The organism is Rhodococcus sp. AZ1, from assembly GCF_054979605.1.
Window position 1 is genome coordinate 1 of record NZ_JBUEQF010000010.1, and the last position, 16,649, is coordinate 16,649.

The following is a 16,649-nucleotide window of genomic DNA, read 5'->3' on the forward strand; positions in this document are numbered from 1 at the left end:
GACGCAGCCGCCTCGCCGACAAACACGCACGCCGCCGCACCCAACGCGCCCACAACCGCGCCGCACTCGACGCCCTCCACACACCCACCCCACACGACCCACCCCCGTTCTGACGTCGGTGGAACGCGGTCCCGCCGTGCCCGGAAACGAGAAAACCCCGACCAGGTTGTCCCTGGTCGGGGTTTGTTTCGTGTCTCAACCACGAGTCGGGGTGGCGGGATTCGAACCCACGACCTCTTCGTCCCGAACGAAGCGCGCTACCAAGCTGCGCCACACCCCGTGATCTCAGACCGAACTCTAACGCACCACCGCTTCCGAGCGCGAAACGCCCTGTTCAGCGGTGGTATCGGAACGGGAGTGGCTCGACGGCACCAGGGTCAGGAGAGTGGCCTCCGGGCGGCAGTTGAAGCGGTACGGAGCGTACGGTGAGGTCCCGATGCCGGCCGACACGTGCAGCTGGGTGTGGGCCCCCCAGCGCGACGGGCCCTTCACACGCGAGCGATCGATCTCGCAGTTGGTCACCAGCGCGCCGTAGAACGGCAGACACAGCTGGCCACCGTGAGTGTGACCGGCGAGCACCAGGTCGTAGCCGTCCTCGGCGAACCGATCGAGCACACGCGGCTCGGGCGAGTGCGTGAGCCCGAGCGTGAGGTCGGCCGAGGGGTCGGGTGCACCGGCGATGGTGTCGTAGCGATCGCGCTTGATGTGTGGATCGTCGACCCCGGCGACGGCGATTCGGATACCTCCCACGCTGATCTCGCGGGTGGTGTGCGTCATGTCGAGCCACCCGCGCTCGGTGAACGCTGCGCGCAGGTCCTGCCACGGCAACGGGTCACCCAGCACGCGCTTGTGGTTCTTGCGGAAGTACTTGAGCGGGTTCTTCGGCCGCGGGGCGAAGTAGTCGTTGGAGCCGAAGACGAACAACCCGGGACGTGCGAGGAGGTTGCCCAGCGCCTGCACGACGGCCGGGACGGCCTTGGCGTGGGAGAGGTTGTCGCCGGTGTTGACCACGAGGTCGGGGGCCAACCCGTCCAGTTCGCGTAGCCAGTTCTGCTTGAGCCGCTGGCCGGGCAGCATGTGCAGGTCGCTCAGGTGCAGCACCTTCACCGGGTTCGAGCCGGGGGCGAGCACCGCCATCGTGGCCTCGCGCAGGGTGAAGGCGTTGCGCTCGATGAGGGTGGCGTAGCCGATCCCTGCAGCAGCGGAGCCGACGGCGGCGGCAGCGACGCGATTTCGGGTGCCGGACATGGCCCGATCGTACCGGCGGCGATACCGGTCCCGCACCACCGAAACTGTGCGGCCGATACCGTGGGGGCCATGTCCGATACCAGCGAACTCGAACAGCGCCTGCGGGCCGACCTGACCACCTCGATGAAGGCCAAGGACACACGTCGAACCGCGACGCTGCGCATGCTCCTCGCCGCGATCGGAACCGAGAAGGTCTCGGGCAAGGCCGCTCACGACCTCACCGACGACGACGTGCAGACCGTGTTGGCCCGGGAGGCGAAGAAGCGGGCGGAGTCGGCGCAGATCTACACCGACAACGGCCGCGCCGAACTCGCCGAGACGGAGAACGCCGAGGCCGCGATCATCGCCGAGTACCTACCCACCCCGCTCACCGACGACGAACTCGACGCCGCCGTGGGCGAGGCGATCTCGACCGTTGCCGGCGAACTGGGTGAGCCGCCGACCGTCCGCCAGATGGGTCAGGTGATGAAGCTCGCCAAGGCGAGCGTCGGTGGCCGAGCGGACGGCGCTCGCCTCTCCGCCGCGGTGAAGGCGCGACTGCAGTAAGAGCGACAGCAGGAGGCGCGGCTGCCGCGGGCGCCCCGGGTCAGTTGCCCGGCGGCGGTCCTGGCGGCGCCGGCGCCACCGGCACCGTCAGTCCCGGAATGGCCGGGATCGTCACACCCGGCAACCCCGGAACGGGAATCGGCGCACCGGGTGGCGGCGCTGCGGGCACCGATCCGTCGCTGACCGTGATGGTGATGGTGGAGCCGGGAACCGCCGACCCGGACGTCGAGACACCGACCACGGTTCCGGCGGGTGCGGACCCGGCGCTGGTGACGGCCTGGACACCGAAGCCCACCGCTTGCAGACGAGCGGTGGCCGCCGACTGGCTCAGACCGACGACGTTGGGCACCTGACCGTTGGCGGATCCCTTGACGTACTTCGGGTCGGCGGGCGGCAGGGCGATGTCGCCGAAGTTGGTCGCGATCGGCTTCATCGCCTCGAACCACGTCCGTGCGGGTTCGTTTCCACCGAAGAGGTTGCCGGAGCCGCACGGTCGGAGCGGGTACGAGCAGATTTCACTGGGATTGGGCGAATCGCCGTACGTGTAGACGGCCGCGGCGTAGCGATTGGTGAAGCCGAGGAAGCCCGACGAGCGGTGTGATTCGGTGGTGCCGGTCTTGCCGGACATCGGCAGGTTCCAGCCGACGGATCCGGCGGACGCGGCGGACGTTCCGCCCCGCTGGTCGTCCTTGCTCATCGCGACGGCGAGGGTGTTCGCGAGCCCCGGATCGACCACCTGGTTGCACGCTTCCTGGGTGATCGGCACAGGCTTGCCGTTCCGATCGAAGATCGAGTCGATCGGGGTGGGTGGGCACCACTTGCCGGCGGAGGCGATGGTCGCGGCCACGTTCGAGAGCTCGAGCGGGTTGACGTAGGTGGGGCCGAGGGTGAAGGAGCCGAGGTTCTGCTGCTTCTGGTAGTCGGCGAGGCTCTGGTCGTCGCCCTGTCCGGCCGTGCCGGGGGCGGTGTAGGAGCGCAGGCCGAGCCGAACCGCCATGTCGACCGTCGGGGTCACGCCGACCGATTCGATGAGTTTGACGAAGGCCGTGTTGGGCGACTGTGCGAGTGCATCGGGTACCGACAGCGAGCCCGGGTAGGACCCGGCGTTGGTTACGCAGTAGGTGTTGGGCGGGCAGTTGGCCGCGCCGCCGCTGCCGAGGCCCTTGACCTCCACCCGCGCGGGTACCTGCAGCACGGCGCTGGTTCCGAGCCCCTTCTCCATGGCCGCCGCGGTGGTGAAGATCTTGAAGATCGAGCCCGCTCCGTTGCCCACCAGTGAGTACGGCTGCGGCTGGACCGTCTGCTTTGCGCCGCCGTCGAGTCCGTACGCGCGCGAGCTGCCCATGGCGAGGACGCGATGCGAGTCCTGGCCCGGGGCAACGACGTTCATCACCGTGGCGACGCCGTCGAGGGTCGGGGAGCTGTTGTCGGCCAGGGACGCGACCGTGGAGTTCTGCACGACGGGATCGAGGGTGGTCCGGATCAGGTAGCCGCCCCGATCCACCTGGTCCTTGCTGATTCCGGCCTTGGCCAGGTACTGCAGCGCGTAGTCGCAGAAGTAGCCCCGGTCGCCCGCCGCGATGCAGCCGCGCGGGAGCGTCTTGGGCTGCGGGAGCACCCCGAGAGGGGTCTGCTTGGCGGCGGCGATCTCGTCGGCGCGAGCGGGGATGTTCTGGATCATCGTGTCCAGCACGGTGTTCCGACGCTCGAGAACGCCCTGCGGATTGGTGTAGGGGTTCAGCGCCGACGAGCTCTGCACCATGCCGGCCAGCATCGCGGCCTGGGTGAGGTTGAGCGCGCTGGCGTCGATGCCGAAGTAGGTCTGCGCAGCGTCCTGGATGCCGAAGGAGGAGTTACCGAACGGCACCAGGTTGAGGTACCGGGTGAGGATCTCGTCCTTGGTGAGCTTCTTGTCCAGGGTGAGAGCCATGCGGATCTCGCGGATCTTGCGCGCCGGGGTGGTCTCGATGGCGGCGCGGCGTTCGGCGTCGGTCTTGGCGACCACCAGCAGCTGGTAGTTCTTCACGTACTGCTGATCGATGGTGGAGGCGCCCTGCTGCACCTGTCCGCTGGTGGTGTTGGTCAGGAACGCGCGCAGAGTTCCCTGCCAGTCCACGCCCTGATGCTCGGCGAAGCGGCGGTCCTCGATGGAGACGATGGCCAGCTTCATCTCGTTGGAGATCTTGTCGCTGGGCACCTCGAAACGGCGCTGCTCGTACAGCCATGCGATCGGGTTGCCCGCGGCGTCCACCATGGTGGAGACGGCGGGGACAGCGCCCTCGACCAGTTCTGCCGAGACGTTGTCGACTGTGTCTGCCGCCTTGTTGGACGCATATCCGAATCCGCCCGCGAGGGGGAAGAGGACACCGGCGACGAGGGCACCGGCGAGAACGGAGCATCCTGCGAGCTTGGCGACTGTTTTTCCTACTGACACGAGAACAGCGTACGTGCGCGAACCCCCCTGCGAACAACCGCGCCGGGAACCGGTTCGTAGCTCTAACAGACCTCCCGTCTTGCACCGGCCGCGACCTTTACCCTAGATTGACGGTCATGCTGTGATTCAGCTAACAATCACGCAGGAAAGTGGGGTGCCGCGCAGCTCGGTGTGTTGTCCGAGCCCAGCAGCATCCGGGGTGTCGGCCCGCGAGGCCGACGCTCATCGGGACGCAAGTAAGGGGTCTATCCATGCAGTCAGCGACGGTGCACGCGGCAGTGGACGTCAACCAGGCGGAGGCGCGGATCGCCTGGGTTTCGCAGGCGAGGTGCCGCGGTGTCGATCCCGACCAACTGTTCGTGCGCGGCGCCGCGCAAAGAAAGGCGGCGACCATTTGCCGCCACTGCCCGGTTCTGATGCAGTGCGGCGCGGACGCCCTCGACAACCGGGTGGAGTTCGGTGTGTGGGGCGGTATGACCGAGCGTCAGCGACGCGCCCTCATCAAGCAGCACCCCGACGTGGTGTCGTGGGCCGATTTCTTCGAGGCCCAGCGCCAACACCAGAGCGCCTGACTGCGCCGCATCAGAGCACCTGACGGTCTTTCTCGGAGCAATCGTGCCGGTCAGTCGCCCACTGCGGTGAGCTGGTCGGCCACCGCTCCCAGAGCGGTCAGATCCGATACTTCGAACGGCAGCGACGGAACCCCGACCACGGCCACCGTCGGGTGCGCTGCGGTGAACCGCCGCAGCAGGCTCAGTTCGCGTTTGGCCGTGGTCGCCCGCTCGGCATGGACCCGCAGGACACCCGCGGCGAGCGGGTGCGATCCGTCGGCCTCGAGCCGCTCCGCCGCCGAGACGGCGGTCTCCGGCGAGAGACCACTGAGCGTGGGATGCGTCCGGTTGAGCACGAGCCCCGCCAGGGGCATGTTCTCCGAACCGAGCCTGTCGACGAAGAACGACGCCTCGCGCAACGCGTCCGGCTCGGCCGAGGCGATGACCAGGAAGTGGGTGCCCTCGCGTCGCAGCATGTCGTAGGTGTGCTTGGCCCGCTCGCGGAACCCGCCGAACATCGAGTCCAGTGACTGCACGAAAGCCGACGCGTCCAGCAGCATCTGACCGCCCACCACCGTGGCCACCCCGCGCATGGCCAGGCTCACCACCCCGGTGACCACCCGGGTGATGCCGCGGCCAGGTGCCATGAGCAGCTTGATCATCCGCCCGTCGAGGAACGACCCCAGCCGCTGCGGCGCATCGAGGAAGTCCAGCGCATTGCGCGAGGGTGGGGTGTCCACCACCACCAGGTCCCAGGTCCCGCTGGTGACCAACTGGCCCAGCTTCTCCATGGCCATGTATTCCTGCGTGCCCGAGAACGACGACGCCACGGTTTGGTAGAAGGGGTTGTCCAGGATCTGCTGTGCCTTCTCCGGCGGTGAGTGCTCGATGACCATCTCGTCGAACGTGCGCCGCATGTTCAGCATCATCGCGTGCAACTCGCCCGTCGCGCCCGGACCCAACGTCACCGGCTGCGGGTTGTTGTCCAGCTCGCCCACGCCGAGCGCCTGGGCGAGACGGCGGGCCGGATCGATGGTCAGCACCACGACCTTGCGCCCGCGCTCGGCAGCGCGCATCGCCATGGCCGCCGCCGTGGTGGTCTTGCCGACGCCGCCCGAGCCGCAGCACACCACCACCCGCGACGACGGGTTGTCGAGGATGGCACCGATATCGAGATGCGAGCTCATTTCACGCCCTGTTCGGTCAGGTGTGCGGCCAGTTCGTACAGACCACCGAGGTCGATGCCGTCGGCGAGGGCGGGCAGGGTCATGCGGGCGACGTCGAGCTCGTCGAGCGCCTCGGCGCTGGTGACCTGGGTCGCGAGAACTGCTGCGTGCTGGATGGATTCGGTGAGCAGGCCCGCGAAGTCGCTCTCGGACAGCGTCAGTCCTGCCGCGGTGAGCCCGTCCTGCACGGCGGCGGCGTCGATCGTGCCCACGGCGGCGTCCGCGAGGTCCTCCGGCGGTAGGTACGAGGCGCCCGTGCGGTTGACGATCACCGTGCCGACGCGCAGATCCGCCGCACGCAGTTCGGCCACCGCGTCGACCGTCTCCTGCACCGGGAGTGCCTCGAGCAGAGTCACCAGGTGCACCACCGTGGCGTCGGAGTGCAGCAGGTTCACCACGCCCTCGGCCTGGCCGCGCACCGGCCCGCCGCCGGCGAGGTCGGCCATCGCCTTGGTCACGTCGAGGAAGGTGCCGATGCGGCCGGTGGGGGGTGAGTCGACGACTATCTCGTCGTACACCCGCTTGCCGGTGCTGTCGGTGCGGACCGCGCACTCCTTGACCTTGCCGGTCAGGAGCACGTCGCGAAGGCCGGGGGCGATGGTGGTGGCGAACTCGATGGCCCCCACGCGCCGCATCGCCCGGCCCGCGAACCCGAGGTTGTAGAACATGTCCAGATACTCGAGGAACGCCGTCTCGATGTCGATGGCCAGCGCGAACACCTCGCCGCCGCCGTCTGCCGCGGCGATCCTGGTCTCCACCGGCTCCAGCGGGGGATGGTCGAAGAGTTGGGCGATGCCCTGGCGACCCTCCACCTCGACCAGCAGAACCTTTCGTCCTCCGGCGGCCAGTGCCAGCGCCAGCGCGGCGGCGACCGTGGACTTACCGGTGCCGCCCTTACCCGAGACGTAGTGCAGACGCGCGCGCTGCGCTGCGGTGGGCCAACCGGTCGACGTGGCGGCGGACGTGGGAGTCGAGGACACCTCGCCAGCGTAGCCACTAGGGTTGTCCGCATGAGCGAATCGACCGCCTGGGAGTACTTCACCGCACCGCTGCTGATCCACAACACCACAGCGATCCTCAACAACTTCGGGGCCGACGGGTGGGAACTCGTCACGGTCATGCAGGGCGCCAGCCCCGAGCAGCTGGTCGGGTACTTCAAGCGGCCGAAGGGCTGACATGACCGAGATCACCGCGACCGAGCGTCTCGCCGAGCTCGGGATCGCGCTCCCACCGGTGGTGGCTCCGCTCGCGTCGTACGTGCCCGCGGTGCGCACCGGCACCCTGGTGTACACCTCCGGGCAGTTGCCGATGGTCGACGGTCGAGTGACCACTGCCGGGGTGGTCGGTGTCGACGTCACCGCCGACGAGGCCGCGGCGGCGGCGCGCACGTGCGCGCTCAACGCGCTGGCGGCGGTGCACGATCTGGTCGGGATCGACGCGGTGGTCCGGGTGATCAAGGTGGTCGGATTCGTGGCCTCCGCAGCAGATTTCACCGGTCAGCCCGCAGTGGTCAACGGCGCCTCACAGATCATCGGTGAGATCTTCGGCGACGCCGGTCGGCACGCACGGTCCGCCGTCGGGGTGGCGGCGCTGCCCCTCGGCGCCGCGGTCGAGGTGGAGTTGATCGTCGAAGTCACCCCGTGAGCGAATCGCTGCCCGAGCACCCGGCGTACGGGCAGCTGCGCGCGGTCACCGAGTCCGCGTCGGTCGTTCTGGCCCACAATCCCGGCCGAATGACGTTGGAGGGCACCAACACCTGGATTCTGCGAGCGCCGGGTCACCGGTCGTGCATCGTTGTCGATCCGGGTCCGCGGTCCAAGGCCCACCTCGATCTCGTTGCCGCACAGGGTCCGGTGGAGCTGGTGTTGATCACCCATCGGCACGCCGATCACACTGCCGGTATTCGTGGTCTGTACTCGCGCACCGGTGCGCCCGTGCGGGCGGTGGGCACGCGCTTCGTGCGGGACGCGGCCCCACTCGCGGACGGTGAGGTGATCGACGCGGCGGGTCTCGAACTTTCGGTGCTGCACACCCCGGGGCACACGGCGGACTCGGTGAGTTTCGTACTCGACGACGCCGTGGTCACCGGGGACACCATCCTCGGTCACGGTACGAGCGTGCTCGACGGGCGCGACGGCTCGTTGCGCAGCTACCTCACCTCGCTCGATCGGCTCGCCGGGGTGGGCGCCGGCCGTACTGTCCTGCCCGGTCATGGACCCGACCTACCCGACACCGCCGAGGTGGCACGCACCTACCGCGCGCACCGGGAGGAGCGGCTCGATCAGATCCGGGCTGCTCTGGCGGAGCTGGGGCCCACCGCATCGGCGACGGCGATCGTGCGACGGGTGTACGCGGATGTCGACATCAGGCTCTGGCCTGCGGCGCGACAGTCCGTGCGCGCCCAGCTGGAGTACCTGCGGGGCTGAGCACGTACGGAAGTTCAGCGCGCCCGGCGGGCGAGGCGCTCGGAGTCCGAGATCAGCACGCTCTTGCCCTCGAGACGCAGCCACCCGCGGTGTGCGAAGTCCGCGAGAGCCTTGTTCACCGTCTCGCGGGACGCGCCGACCAGCTGTGCGATCTCCTCCTGCGTCAGGTCGTGGGTCACCCGAAGCGAACCGGCCTCCTGGGTGCCGAACCGCTGGGCGAGCTGCAGCAGCGCCTTCGCGACGCGTCCGGGGACGTCGGTGAAGATGAGGTCGGCGAGGCTGTTGTTGGTGCGGCGCAGGCGGCGTGCGAGCACCCGGAGCAACTGCTCGGCAATCTCGGGCCGCTGATCGATCCACGACTTGAGCGCGTCGCGGTCCATGCTCACCGCGCGCACCTCGGTGACGGTGGTGGCCGACGAGGTGCGGGGCCCCGGGTCGAAGATGGAGAGCTCACCGAACATGTCGGACGGGCCCATGATGGTCAGCAGATTCTCGCGGCCGTCGGGGGAGCGGCGTCCGAGCTTGACCTTGCCGGAAATGATGATGTAGAGCCGATCGCCCGGCTCGCCCTCGTTGAACACCACGTGCCCGCGCGGGAAGTCCACGGGCTGTAGCTGTTTGGCCAGTGCGGACACCGCCGACGGCTCGACTCCCTGGAAGATACCGGCGCGTGCCAGAACCTCGTCCACGTGTTCTCCTTACGAATTCGGCACGAACTCGGCCGATATGCCGACAGTCACTGTTTTCCCGACAGGTGATCTTGTCAGAAGTCTACGTCCCCGGTGCTGTTCGGACAGCGATCTGCGCGGCAACTCGGCCAAATTCTCGCCCCGCCGCGGGCTCGCGGCGAGCAGTGCCGATCAGCTGGCGCGACGGTTGGCGTCGTCGAGCAGAACCTCGGACTTCTCGCTGTTCTCGCTGATGCGCCGCTCGCGTCTGCGATTGAAGCGATCGAGTGCACTGGGGAATCCGTCCGCGGCGAGCGCGGCGACATCGGAGCTGCTGGCCGCATCGAGGAACTCTTCGACGTCGTGCTCGCGGACCGCGATCCTCTTCAACCGGGATTCGACTCTCTCCATCGCGAGAGCGAACAGCATCAACATGACGGGGAAGAGGACCACCGCGAGTGCCTGCATGGGGAACAGTGAACACCACCGAGGTCTCGAAATGAACACGGTGCTACCACGCAGTAGGTAACAGTGTCGCCGTCGGCGGGTCGGTGTCGGGCTCTTCCGTAGACTTTGCAGGTGCGCACACGCGATGACGAGACCCCGCTCGGGCTGACCCGCCGGGCGCGTCGGATGAATCGAACTCTCGCGACGGCGTTCCCGCACGTGTACTGCGAACTCGACTTCACCACCCCCCTCGAGTTGGCGGTGGCCACCATCCTGTCCGCCCAGTGCACGGACGTGCGCGTCAACCAGACGACACCGGCCCTGTTCGCGAGATACCGCACGGCCCGCGATTACGCCGAGGCCGACCGGACCGAACTCGAGGAGTACATCCGCTCCACCGGCTTCTACCGCAACAAGGCCACCTCCCTCATCGGGCTCGGTCAGGCACTGCTCGAACGATTCGACGGGGAGGTTCCCGACACCCTCGACGAGCTGGTGACGCTTCCGGGTATCGGCCGCAAGACCGCGAACGTGGTGCTGGGCAACGCCTTCGACATCCCGGGAATCACCGTGGACACGCACTTCGGGCGCCTCGTGCGTCGGTGGAGGTGGACGGCGGAGGAGGACCCGGTCAAGGTCGAGCACGCGGTCGGCGCGCTCATCGAGCGCAATGAATGGACCCTGCTCTCACATCGCGTGATCTTTCACGGCCGGCGCGTCTGCCACGCGCGCAAGCCTGCGTGCGGGATCTGCGTGCTCGCCCGCGACTGCCCGTCGTACGGGGCCGGGCCCACCGACCCGGCTGCCGCCGCCCCTCTGGTCAAGGGTCCCGAGGCCGCCCACCTGCTCTCGCTCGCGGGTATCGACACGTGAGCCGCTCGGCGGCAACGCGGTGGTCCCTGGCAGCGCTGGTGGTGGTGATCGCGCTGGTGGTGGCCCTGTGGCCGCGTGGTCGGGATGCCCCGGCCACGTCGTCGTATCAGGACTTCCTGAACTCGAAAGCGTCGGCGACGGCCGCGCCCTCGCCGGTCTCGGACGCCGCTCTCGCGCCCCTGCGCACAGCTGCGGCCCTCCGGGCGTGCCCGGTTCCGGCCGCGGGCGTCACCCCAGCCGGTCCGCTGGCCGGCATCGCGCTCGACTGCCTCGGTGACGGCTCCCGCGTAGACCTCGCCGCGGCGCTGGCCGGGCGCCCCGCGGTGCTGAACCTGTGGGCCTACTGGTGCGCGCCGTGCGCCACCGAGCTACCCGTCCTGGATCGGTTCGCCGCCAGGGCGGGCGGGGCGCTGACGGTGCTCACCGTCCACGAGGACCCACGCACCGACAACGCGCTGACGCGTCTGACGGACCTCGGGGTTCGCCTACCCGGTGTGCAGGACTCCGGCACATCCGTCGCAGCGGCGGTCGGTGCCCCCAGCGTGCTCCCGGTGTCGGTGCTGCTGCGCGCCGACGGCAGCGTCGCGCGCGTGCTGGCTCAGCCGTTCGAGTCCGAGGACCAGATCGCCGACGCCGTCGCAACCTTCCTGGGGGTGCGGGTGTGAGCGCTCTCCCCGGCTGGCTCGCCCCGGTCACCGCGCCCGTCGACCTCGCGGCGATCCTCGGCCCGAACCCCGTCCCCGAGCGTCGCGTTCCCGACGGCGTGATCGCGCGTCCGGCCGCGGTGCTGGTGCTGCTGTGCGGGGGCGCGGCCGAATCGGTCGCCGTTCCTGCCGACGCGGAGGTGGTGCTGACGGAGAGGTCCTCGTCGCTGCGCCAGCACAGCGGGCAGATCGCCTTCCCCGGCGGCGCCGTCGATCCCGGCGACGAGGGTCCGGTGCACACCGCGCTGCGCGAGGCGCAGGAGGAGACGGGTCTGGACCCGTCCGTGGTGCGTCCGTTGGCCACGCTGGACCCGATCTTCGTGCCGCCGTCCGGCTTCGATGTGACACCGGTGATCGCCTGGTCGGCGCACCCCGGGCAGTTGCAGCCGATGGATCCGGCGGAGACGGCCCGCGTGGCGAGGGTACGGTTACGCAGCCTGCTCGATCCGGCGCATCGCTACGTGGTGCGGCACCGGCTGGGATACCGCAGCCCCGCCTTCGAGGTGGACGGCATGCTCGTGTGGGGCTTCACGGCCGGAGTTCTGGCCGGATTGTTCGACGCGTTCGGGTGGACGCGGGAGTGGGACGTCACCGACGTCCGAGATTTCGACGAGGCGGCCGCCGCGGTGGCGTGGGCACGGGAGACGGGAACCAGATGACAGGCTCGAACATCCTCGACGTCCTCGTCGTGGTGATCGCCCTGGTCGCGGCCGCGTCGGGGTGGCGTCAGGGTGCGGTGGCCTCGTTCTTCGCGTTCCTGGGTGTGGTGCTCGGCGCGGTCGCCGGCATTCTGCTCGCCCCGCGGGTTCTCACCCACATCGACGGCACCCGCCCCCGTGTGCTGGTGGGTATCGGCATGATCGTTCTGCTCGTGGTGATCGGTGAGATCGCCGGGATGGTGCTCGGCCGCGCGCTCCGCAGCGGTATCCACAGCCGCCTCGCACGATCGCTCGACAGTGGAACCGGGGCCATTCTGCAGGCGGTTGCGGTGCTGGTGGCGGCGTGGCTGCTGGCGATACCGCTGACCGCGTCGTCCCAGCAGGAGGTCTCGGCCGCGGTGCGCGGGTCGACGGTGCTCTCCACCGTGGACTCCCTGGCACCGGAGTGGATGCGCGAGGTGCCCAACGAGTTCTCCGCGCTGCTCGACACCTCCGGACTGCCGGACGTGATCGGCCCGTTCGGTCGCACCCCGGTGGCCGAGGTGCCCCCACCCGACGGGAACATCCTGAGCCTGCCCGTCTCCGCCGACCTGCAGAAGAGTGTCCTGCGGGTGAGCGGTGTGGCGCGCAGCTGCCAGAAGGCACTGGAAGGGTCGGGTTTCGTGGTCGCCCCCGAACGGGTGATGACCAACGCGCACGTGGTCGCGGGCACCTCGACCGTCAAGGTCGACACCGTCGACGGCACACTCGACGCCGACGTGGTGCTCTTCGATCCGCTCGAGGACATCGCCGTGCTCGCCGTGCCGGGACTGACCGTGCCCGTGATCCCGTTCGCCTCCACCCCGGCCACATCCGGCAGCGACGCCATCGTGCTCGGCTACCCCGGCGGCGGTCCCTACACCGCGGCGGCGGCGCGAGTGCGCGAGACGCTCGACCTCACCGGACCGGACATCTACCGCACGGGCACCGTCAACCGCGAGGTGTACACCGTGCGCGGCAGCATTCGTCAGGGCAACTCCGGCGGACCGCTGGTCACCACCGACGGCCAGGTGCTCGGCGTCGTGTTCGGTGCGGCCGTCGACAATTCCGACACCGGCTTCGTGCTGACGGGCAAGGAGGTTGCCGACGAGCTCGAGCGCGGGCGCACCGCGAGCGTTCCCGTCGGCACCGGCAGCTGCGTGGTCTGAGGGTCCCCGGTACGTCAGCGACCCCGGGCGAGCCAGTTCAGCAGTATCTCGTCGACCGCGTCGGGTGCCTCCTGGTGTGCGTAGTGCCCGATCTCGTCGAGGGTGTGGAACTGCATCGACGGGGCCCAGGTGGAGTCGGAGCTGATGGTGCCGGCCAGCACGTAGGGATCGCGCGCACCGTGCAGGTGCAGCGCCGGGATGTCGAGGCGGCGGTCCATCGCGTGGACGAAGCGCCGCCCCTCCGCGCGGAACTGGCTGCGGAACGCCCACCGCTGGTACTCGAGCGCGCTGTGCGCGGCACCCGGGATCTGGATGGCCGAGCGAAGCTTGCGCGTCGTGTCCGCGAAATCGGCGGTGCGGGGCCACGAGCGGCCCGACCGGTCTCGCATCATCGTCTCCACCGCGGCGCCGTCGTCGGCGATCAACGCGGCCTCGGCGCGGCGCGGTACTTGATGTCGCAGGAACGGCCCGAGCAGCGCCTCGCGTTGCGCGGGGTCGACGATCGTGCGCCGCCGCAGGGCCACCGGATGCGGTGAGCTGATCAACGCGATGGCCTCGACGTAGCGGGACTGCAGCGCTGCCGCCGCCCAGCACACCAGACCGCCGTCCGCGTGCCCGACCAGCGTGCCGGAGCTGTGTCCCATGGCCCGGATCAACCCGGCCACATCACCGGCCAGGGTCCACCCGTCGTAACCACGCGGTGGCTTGTCGGTGTCGCCGTACCCGCGTAGATCCACGGCCACCGCGTGGTAACCGGCCGCGTCGAGGGCGGCCAGCTGGTTGCGCCACGAGTACCAGATGTCGGCGAAGCCGTGCAGCAACACCACCAGTGGACGGTCCGGTCCGCCCACCTCGGCAACGTGGAACCGGATGCCGTTGGCGTGCACGTCGAGGTGCTGCCACTCGCCGTCGTATCGGACGGTGGAGGGGTCCGGCGCTCCCGCCGACCGCGTCACCGTGAAAGGTCGACGTCGAGCTTCTTGTCGAACGTGATCGGACCGGAGATCTTCGAGGCCTCGTCGGACGAACCGGGGATCAGCGACGAGGTGGCCTTGAGCGACTCGATGGTCTTGGTCGGCGCGCGCAGCTTCTTCACGCGCAACCATCCGACGAACGCGAGTGCGGCCGCGAACACCACCATGAACAGGAAGACGATCAGGAATGCCAACCACCGGTCCAGCCACACGTTGAGCAACTCGGCCAGGAAGAAGAAGAAGAAGAAGGCGCTGAACACCAGAACCGCGAGCGCCAGGATGAACAGCACGCTGCCCTGCAGAGCCTTCTTGACCTCGCCCGTCACCTCGGCCTTGGCGAGTTCGACCTCGGCGCGCACCAGCGTCGAGACCTGGGCGGTGGCGTCCTTGACCAGTGTGCCGATACTCGCCGTCCCCGGTGCATGGACATCGGGGTCGGAGAGCGGGATCGAGACGCTCGACGAGGGCAGGTCCCGGTTGTTGCTCACTACTGTTGAACCTTTCGGTCGATGGCGGCCGGGGCGGGCCGTGCGACTCACACTAGCGGTCGACGTGGGCCCCTACCGTGCGGCCGCCGAGATGGCCTCGAACACCGCCGGGTCGACCAGCGTGGAGGTGTCACCGAGGTCGCGGCCCTCGGCCACATCACGCAGCAGGCGTCGCATGATCTTGCCCGAGCGCGTCTTCGGCAGCTCGGGCACCACGGTGATCTGGCGTGGCCGCGCGATCGGCGAGATCTCCCGGGAGACCTCGGCCTTGAGTTCGTCGACGAGTGCGTCGCCGGTGTTCTCGACTCCGCCGCGCAGGATCACGAACGCCACGATGCCCTGTCCGGTGGTCTCGTCGGCCGCGCCGACCACGGCTGCCTCCGCCACGGACGGGTGCCCCACCAGCGCGGACTCCACCTCTGCCGTGGAGATCCGGTGGCCCGAGACGTTCATGACGTCGTCGACGCGGCCGAGGATCCACAGGTCGCCGTCGTCGTCGAACTTCGCGCCGTCGCCGGCGAAGTACCACCCCTCGGTGGCGTAGCGCGACCAGTAGGTGTCCTTGTAGCGCTCCATGTCGCCCCAGATCCCACGCAGCATCGACGGCCACGGCTCGTCGAGAACCAGGTATCCGTTGCCGCCGGGGCCGAGAGGATTGGCGTCGTCGTCGACGATCTTCGCCGAGATACCCGGTAGCGGGGTCTGCGCCGATCCGGGTTTGGCGGCGGTGACGCCGGGCAGCGGGGAAACCATGATGGCGCCGGTCTCGGTCTGCCACCAGGTGTCCACGATGGGGGTTCGACCGCCGCCGATCACGTCCCGGAACCAGCGCCATGCCTCGGGATTGATCGGCTCGCCGACGCTACCGAGCAGACGCAGCGTGGACAGGTCGTGGGCGTCGGGGATCTCGCGGCCCCACTTCATGAAGGTGCGGACCAGCGTCGGCGCCGTGTAGTAGATGGTGACACCGTACTTCTCGATGATGTTCCAGTGCCGGTGCTCGTCGGGCGAGTTCGGGGTGCCCTCGTAGACCACCTGGGAGACCCCGTTGGAGAGCGGTCCGTACACGATGTACGAGTGCCCGGTCACCCAGCCGATGTCGGCGGTGCACCAGTACACGTCGGCCCCGGCCTTGTGGTCGAAGACGTAGTGGTGGGTGTAGGAGGCCTGCGTGAGGTAGCCGCCGGAGGTGTGGATGATTCCCTTGGGCTTACCGGTCGTGCCGGAGGTGTAGAGGATGAACAGCGGCTGCTCGGCGGGGAAGGCCTGCGCGGTGTGCTCGGGGGAGGCGACGTCGACCACCTCGTCCCACCACAGGTCGCGGCCGTCGGTCCAGGTGACCTCGATGCCGGTGCGCCGCACCACGAGGATGTGCTCGACGGACTGCGCGGCGCCGTCGCCGGAGCCGACGGCCTCGTCCACGGCGTCCTTGAGGGAGGCGGCCTTGCCGCGCCGCCACTGCCCGTCGGTGGTGATGACCAGCTTGGCCTGCGCGTCGTCGATGCGTGAGCGCAGCGCGGTGGCCGAGAACCCGGCGAAGACGACGCTGTGGGTCAGTCCCAGGCGCGCGCACGCCAACATCGAGACGATGGCCTCGGGAACCATGGGCATGTAGATCGCCACGCGGTCGCCGGCGACGAGGCCGAGGTCGGTGAGGGCGTTGGCAGCGCGTGAGACCTCCGCGAGCAGGTCGTCGTAGGTGATCGCCCGGCTGTCACCGGGCTCTCCTTCCCAGTTGATGGCCACACGGGCGCCGTTGCCGGCGAGTACGTGCCGGTCGACGCAGTTGTAGGAGACGTTGAGGGTGCCGTCGCCGAACCACCGGGCGACCGGTGCGTCGGACCAGTCCAGCACCTCGGTGAACGGGGTGTGCCAGTGCAGGCGCCGCGCCTGCTCGGCCCAGAATCCGAGGCGGTCCGCTGCGGCCCGCTCGTAGATCTCGGGCCCGGCGTTGGCGGCGGCGGCGAACTCCGCGCTCGGGGGATACGAGGCCTGGTGGTCGTGTCCGGTCACCGTGTCGGTCATGTCTGCGAGCCCTCTTCCGTTCCGTTGCGCGTGCGTACCGTTGCGCGTGCGTACCGTTGCGCGTGCGCCGAGAGAGCGTCCCGACGCTGGTTGTGAGGGTAGTCACGTGTGATGGCGATCGCACCGTCGCATCGGCCGATCGCGGTTGTCGCTGCGCCGATCGGTCCCGGGCCTGCGACGGGCGGTGACTTCG

18 protein-coding genes and 1 tRNA gene are annotated in these 16,649 nt (G+C 69.1%); 9 read left to right on the forward strand and 10 right to left on the reverse strand.

The features are described from left to right. Nucleotides 1-206: 206 nt before the first annotated feature. Together ACY48E_RS13105 and ACY48E_RS13110 are read right to left on the reverse strand one after the other, a co-directional pair. Nucleotides 207-280 (reverse strand) — tRNA-Pro (locus tag ACY48E_RS13105). Between the two features lie 17 nt (nucleotides 281-297). After that, on the reverse strand, nucleotides 298-1,248 hold the full coding sequence (locus ACY48E_RS13110) for a metallophosphoesterase (protein WP_462872650.1): 951 nt from the start codon (nucleotides 1,246-1,248) through the stop codon (nucleotides 298-300). A 69-nt stretch (nucleotides 1,249-1,317) separates the two neighbouring features. Between ACY48E_RS13110 and ACY48E_RS13115 the strand changes: the two genes are divergently transcribed. After that, entirely contained in the window at nucleotides 1,318-1,794 is a 477-nt protein-coding gene (locus tag ACY48E_RS13115; protein ID WP_462872651.1) for a GatB/YqeY domain-containing protein, read from the forward strand. 40 nt (nucleotides 1,795-1,834) lie between these two features. Here ACY48E_RS13115 and ACY48E_RS13120 read toward each other — a convergent pair whose 3' ends face one another. Continuing rightward, a complete protein-coding gene (locus ACY48E_RS13120) occupies nucleotides 1,835-4,228 on the reverse strand; it encodes a penicillin-binding protein (RefSeq protein WP_462872652.1) in 2,394 nt (797 codons plus the stop codon). A gap of 251 nt (nucleotides 4,229-4,479) precedes the next feature. Between ACY48E_RS13120 and ACY48E_RS13125 the strand changes: the two genes are divergently transcribed. Continuing rightward, a complete protein-coding gene (locus ACY48E_RS13125; RefSeq protein WP_462872653.1) occupies nucleotides 4,480-4,800 on the forward strand; it encodes a WhiB family transcriptional regulator in 321 nt (106 codons plus the stop codon). Nucleotides 4,801-4,850: 50 nt separating this feature from the next. Here the strand turns inward: ACY48E_RS13125 and ACY48E_RS13130 are convergent, their stop codons facing one another. Together ACY48E_RS13130 and ACY48E_RS13135 are read right to left on the reverse strand one after the other, a co-directional pair. Next, a complete protein-coding gene (locus ACY48E_RS13130) occupies nucleotides 4,851-5,966 on the reverse strand; it encodes an ArsA family ATPase (RefSeq protein ID WP_462872654.1) in 1,116 nt (371 codons plus the stop codon). Beyond that, nucleotides 5,963-6,985, reverse strand: a complete 1,023-nt coding sequence (locus tag ACY48E_RS13135) for an ArsA-related P-loop ATPase (RefSeq protein WP_462872655.1) — start codon at nucleotides 6,983-6,985, stop codon at nucleotides 5,963-5,965. The genes ACY48E_RS13130 and ACY48E_RS13135 overlap by 4 nt, the downstream gene beginning before the upstream one ends. Before the next feature lie 30 nt (nucleotides 6,986-7,015). Here ACY48E_RS13135 and ACY48E_RS13140 point away from each other — a divergent pair, with 30 nt between their 5' ends. The 3 genes from ACY48E_RS13140 to ACY48E_RS13150 are packed head-to-tail and all read left to right on the forward strand — an operon-like array spanning nucleotide 7,016 to nucleotide 8,431. Further along, nucleotides 7,016-7,180, forward strand: a complete 165-nt coding sequence (locus tag ACY48E_RS13140; protein WP_462872656.1) for a hypothetical protein — start codon at nucleotides 7,016-7,018, stop codon at nucleotides 7,178-7,180. A 1-nt stretch (nucleotide 7,181) separates the two neighbouring features. Then, on the forward strand, nucleotides 7,182-7,649 hold the full coding sequence (locus tag ACY48E_RS13145) for a RidA family protein (RefSeq protein ID WP_462872657.1): 468 nt from the start codon (nucleotides 7,182-7,184) through the stop codon (nucleotides 7,647-7,649). After that, nucleotides 7,646-8,431: an MBL fold metallo-hydrolase gene (locus ACY48E_RS13150; RefSeq protein ID WP_462872658.1), complete on the forward strand. Its 786-nt coding sequence runs from the start codon at nucleotides 7,646-7,648 to the stop codon at nucleotides 8,429-8,431. The genes ACY48E_RS13145 and ACY48E_RS13150 overlap by 4 nt, the downstream gene beginning before the upstream one ends. 14 nt (nucleotides 8,432-8,445) lie before the next feature. Here the strand turns inward: ACY48E_RS13150 and ACY48E_RS13155 are convergent, their stop codons facing one another. After that, complete coding sequence (locus ACY48E_RS13155; RefSeq protein WP_462872659.1) at nucleotides 8,446-9,120, reverse strand: Crp/Fnr family transcriptional regulator; 675 nt, start codon at nucleotides 9,118-9,120, stop codon at nucleotides 8,446-8,448. Nucleotides 9,121-9,291: 171 nt separating this feature from the next. Further along, nucleotides 9,292-9,567, reverse strand: coding sequence for a hypothetical protein (locus tag ACY48E_RS13160; protein WP_462872660.1), 276 nt, complete (start codon nucleotides 9,565-9,567; stop codon nucleotides 9,292-9,294). 165 nt (nucleotides 9,568-9,732) lie between these two features. On the opposite strand from ACY48E_RS13160, the gene nth reads away from it, so the two are divergent. From nth to ACY48E_RS13180, 4 genes are read left to right on the forward strand one after another with little or no spacing between them, the layout of a single operon-like run. Continuing rightward, a complete protein-coding gene (gene nth / locus ACY48E_RS13165; protein ID WP_462872759.1) occupies nucleotides 9,733-10,419 on the forward strand; it encodes an endonuclease III in 687 nt (228 codons plus the stop codon). Then, the gene (locus tag ACY48E_RS13170) at nucleotides 10,416-11,084 is read left to right on the forward strand and encodes a TlpA family protein disulfide reductase (protein ID WP_462872662.1); all 669 of its coding nucleotides are present in this window, start codon (nucleotides 10,416-10,418) and stop codon (nucleotides 11,082-11,084) included. The genes nth and ACY48E_RS13170 overlap by 4 nt, the downstream gene beginning before the upstream one ends. Then, nucleotides 11,081-11,782 carry an NUDIX hydrolase gene (locus tag ACY48E_RS13175; RefSeq protein ID WP_462872663.1) on the forward strand — a complete coding sequence of 234 codons (702 nt, stop codon included), beginning with the start codon at nucleotides 11,081-11,083 and terminating at the stop codon, nucleotides 11,780-11,782. Before ACY48E_RS13170 ends, ACY48E_RS13175 begins: the two co-directional genes overlap by 4 nt. Continuing rightward, on the forward strand, nucleotides 11,779-12,969 hold the full coding sequence (locus tag ACY48E_RS13180; RefSeq protein WP_462872664.1) for a MarP family serine protease: 1,191 nt from the start codon (nucleotides 11,779-11,781) through the stop codon (nucleotides 12,967-12,969). The genes ACY48E_RS13175 and ACY48E_RS13180 overlap by 4 nt, the downstream gene beginning before the upstream one ends. A 14-nt stretch (nucleotides 12,970-12,983) precedes the next feature. Here ACY48E_RS13180 and ACY48E_RS13185 read toward each other — a convergent pair whose 3' ends face one another. The 3 genes from ACY48E_RS13185 to acs all read right to left on the reverse strand — a co-directional run bounded on the left by ACY48E_RS13185 (nucleotide 12,984) and on the right by acs (nucleotide 16,456). Beyond that, nucleotides 12,984-13,925, reverse strand: coding sequence for an alpha/beta fold hydrolase (locus ACY48E_RS13185; protein WP_462872665.1), 942 nt, complete (start codon nucleotides 13,923-13,925; stop codon nucleotides 12,984-12,986). Then, nucleotides 13,922-14,431, reverse strand: coding sequence for a phage holin family protein (locus tag ACY48E_RS13190; RefSeq protein WP_462872666.1), 510 nt, complete (start codon nucleotides 14,429-14,431; stop codon nucleotides 13,922-13,924). Before ACY48E_RS13190 ends, ACY48E_RS13185 begins: the two co-directional genes overlap by 4 nt. Nucleotides 14,432-14,503: 72 nt before the next feature. Then, a complete protein-coding gene (gene acs / locus ACY48E_RS13195) occupies nucleotides 14,504-16,456 on the reverse strand; it encodes an acetate--CoA ligase (RefSeq protein WP_462872667.1) in 1,953 nt (650 codons plus the stop codon). Nucleotides 16,457-16,649 lie beyond the last annotated feature (193 nt).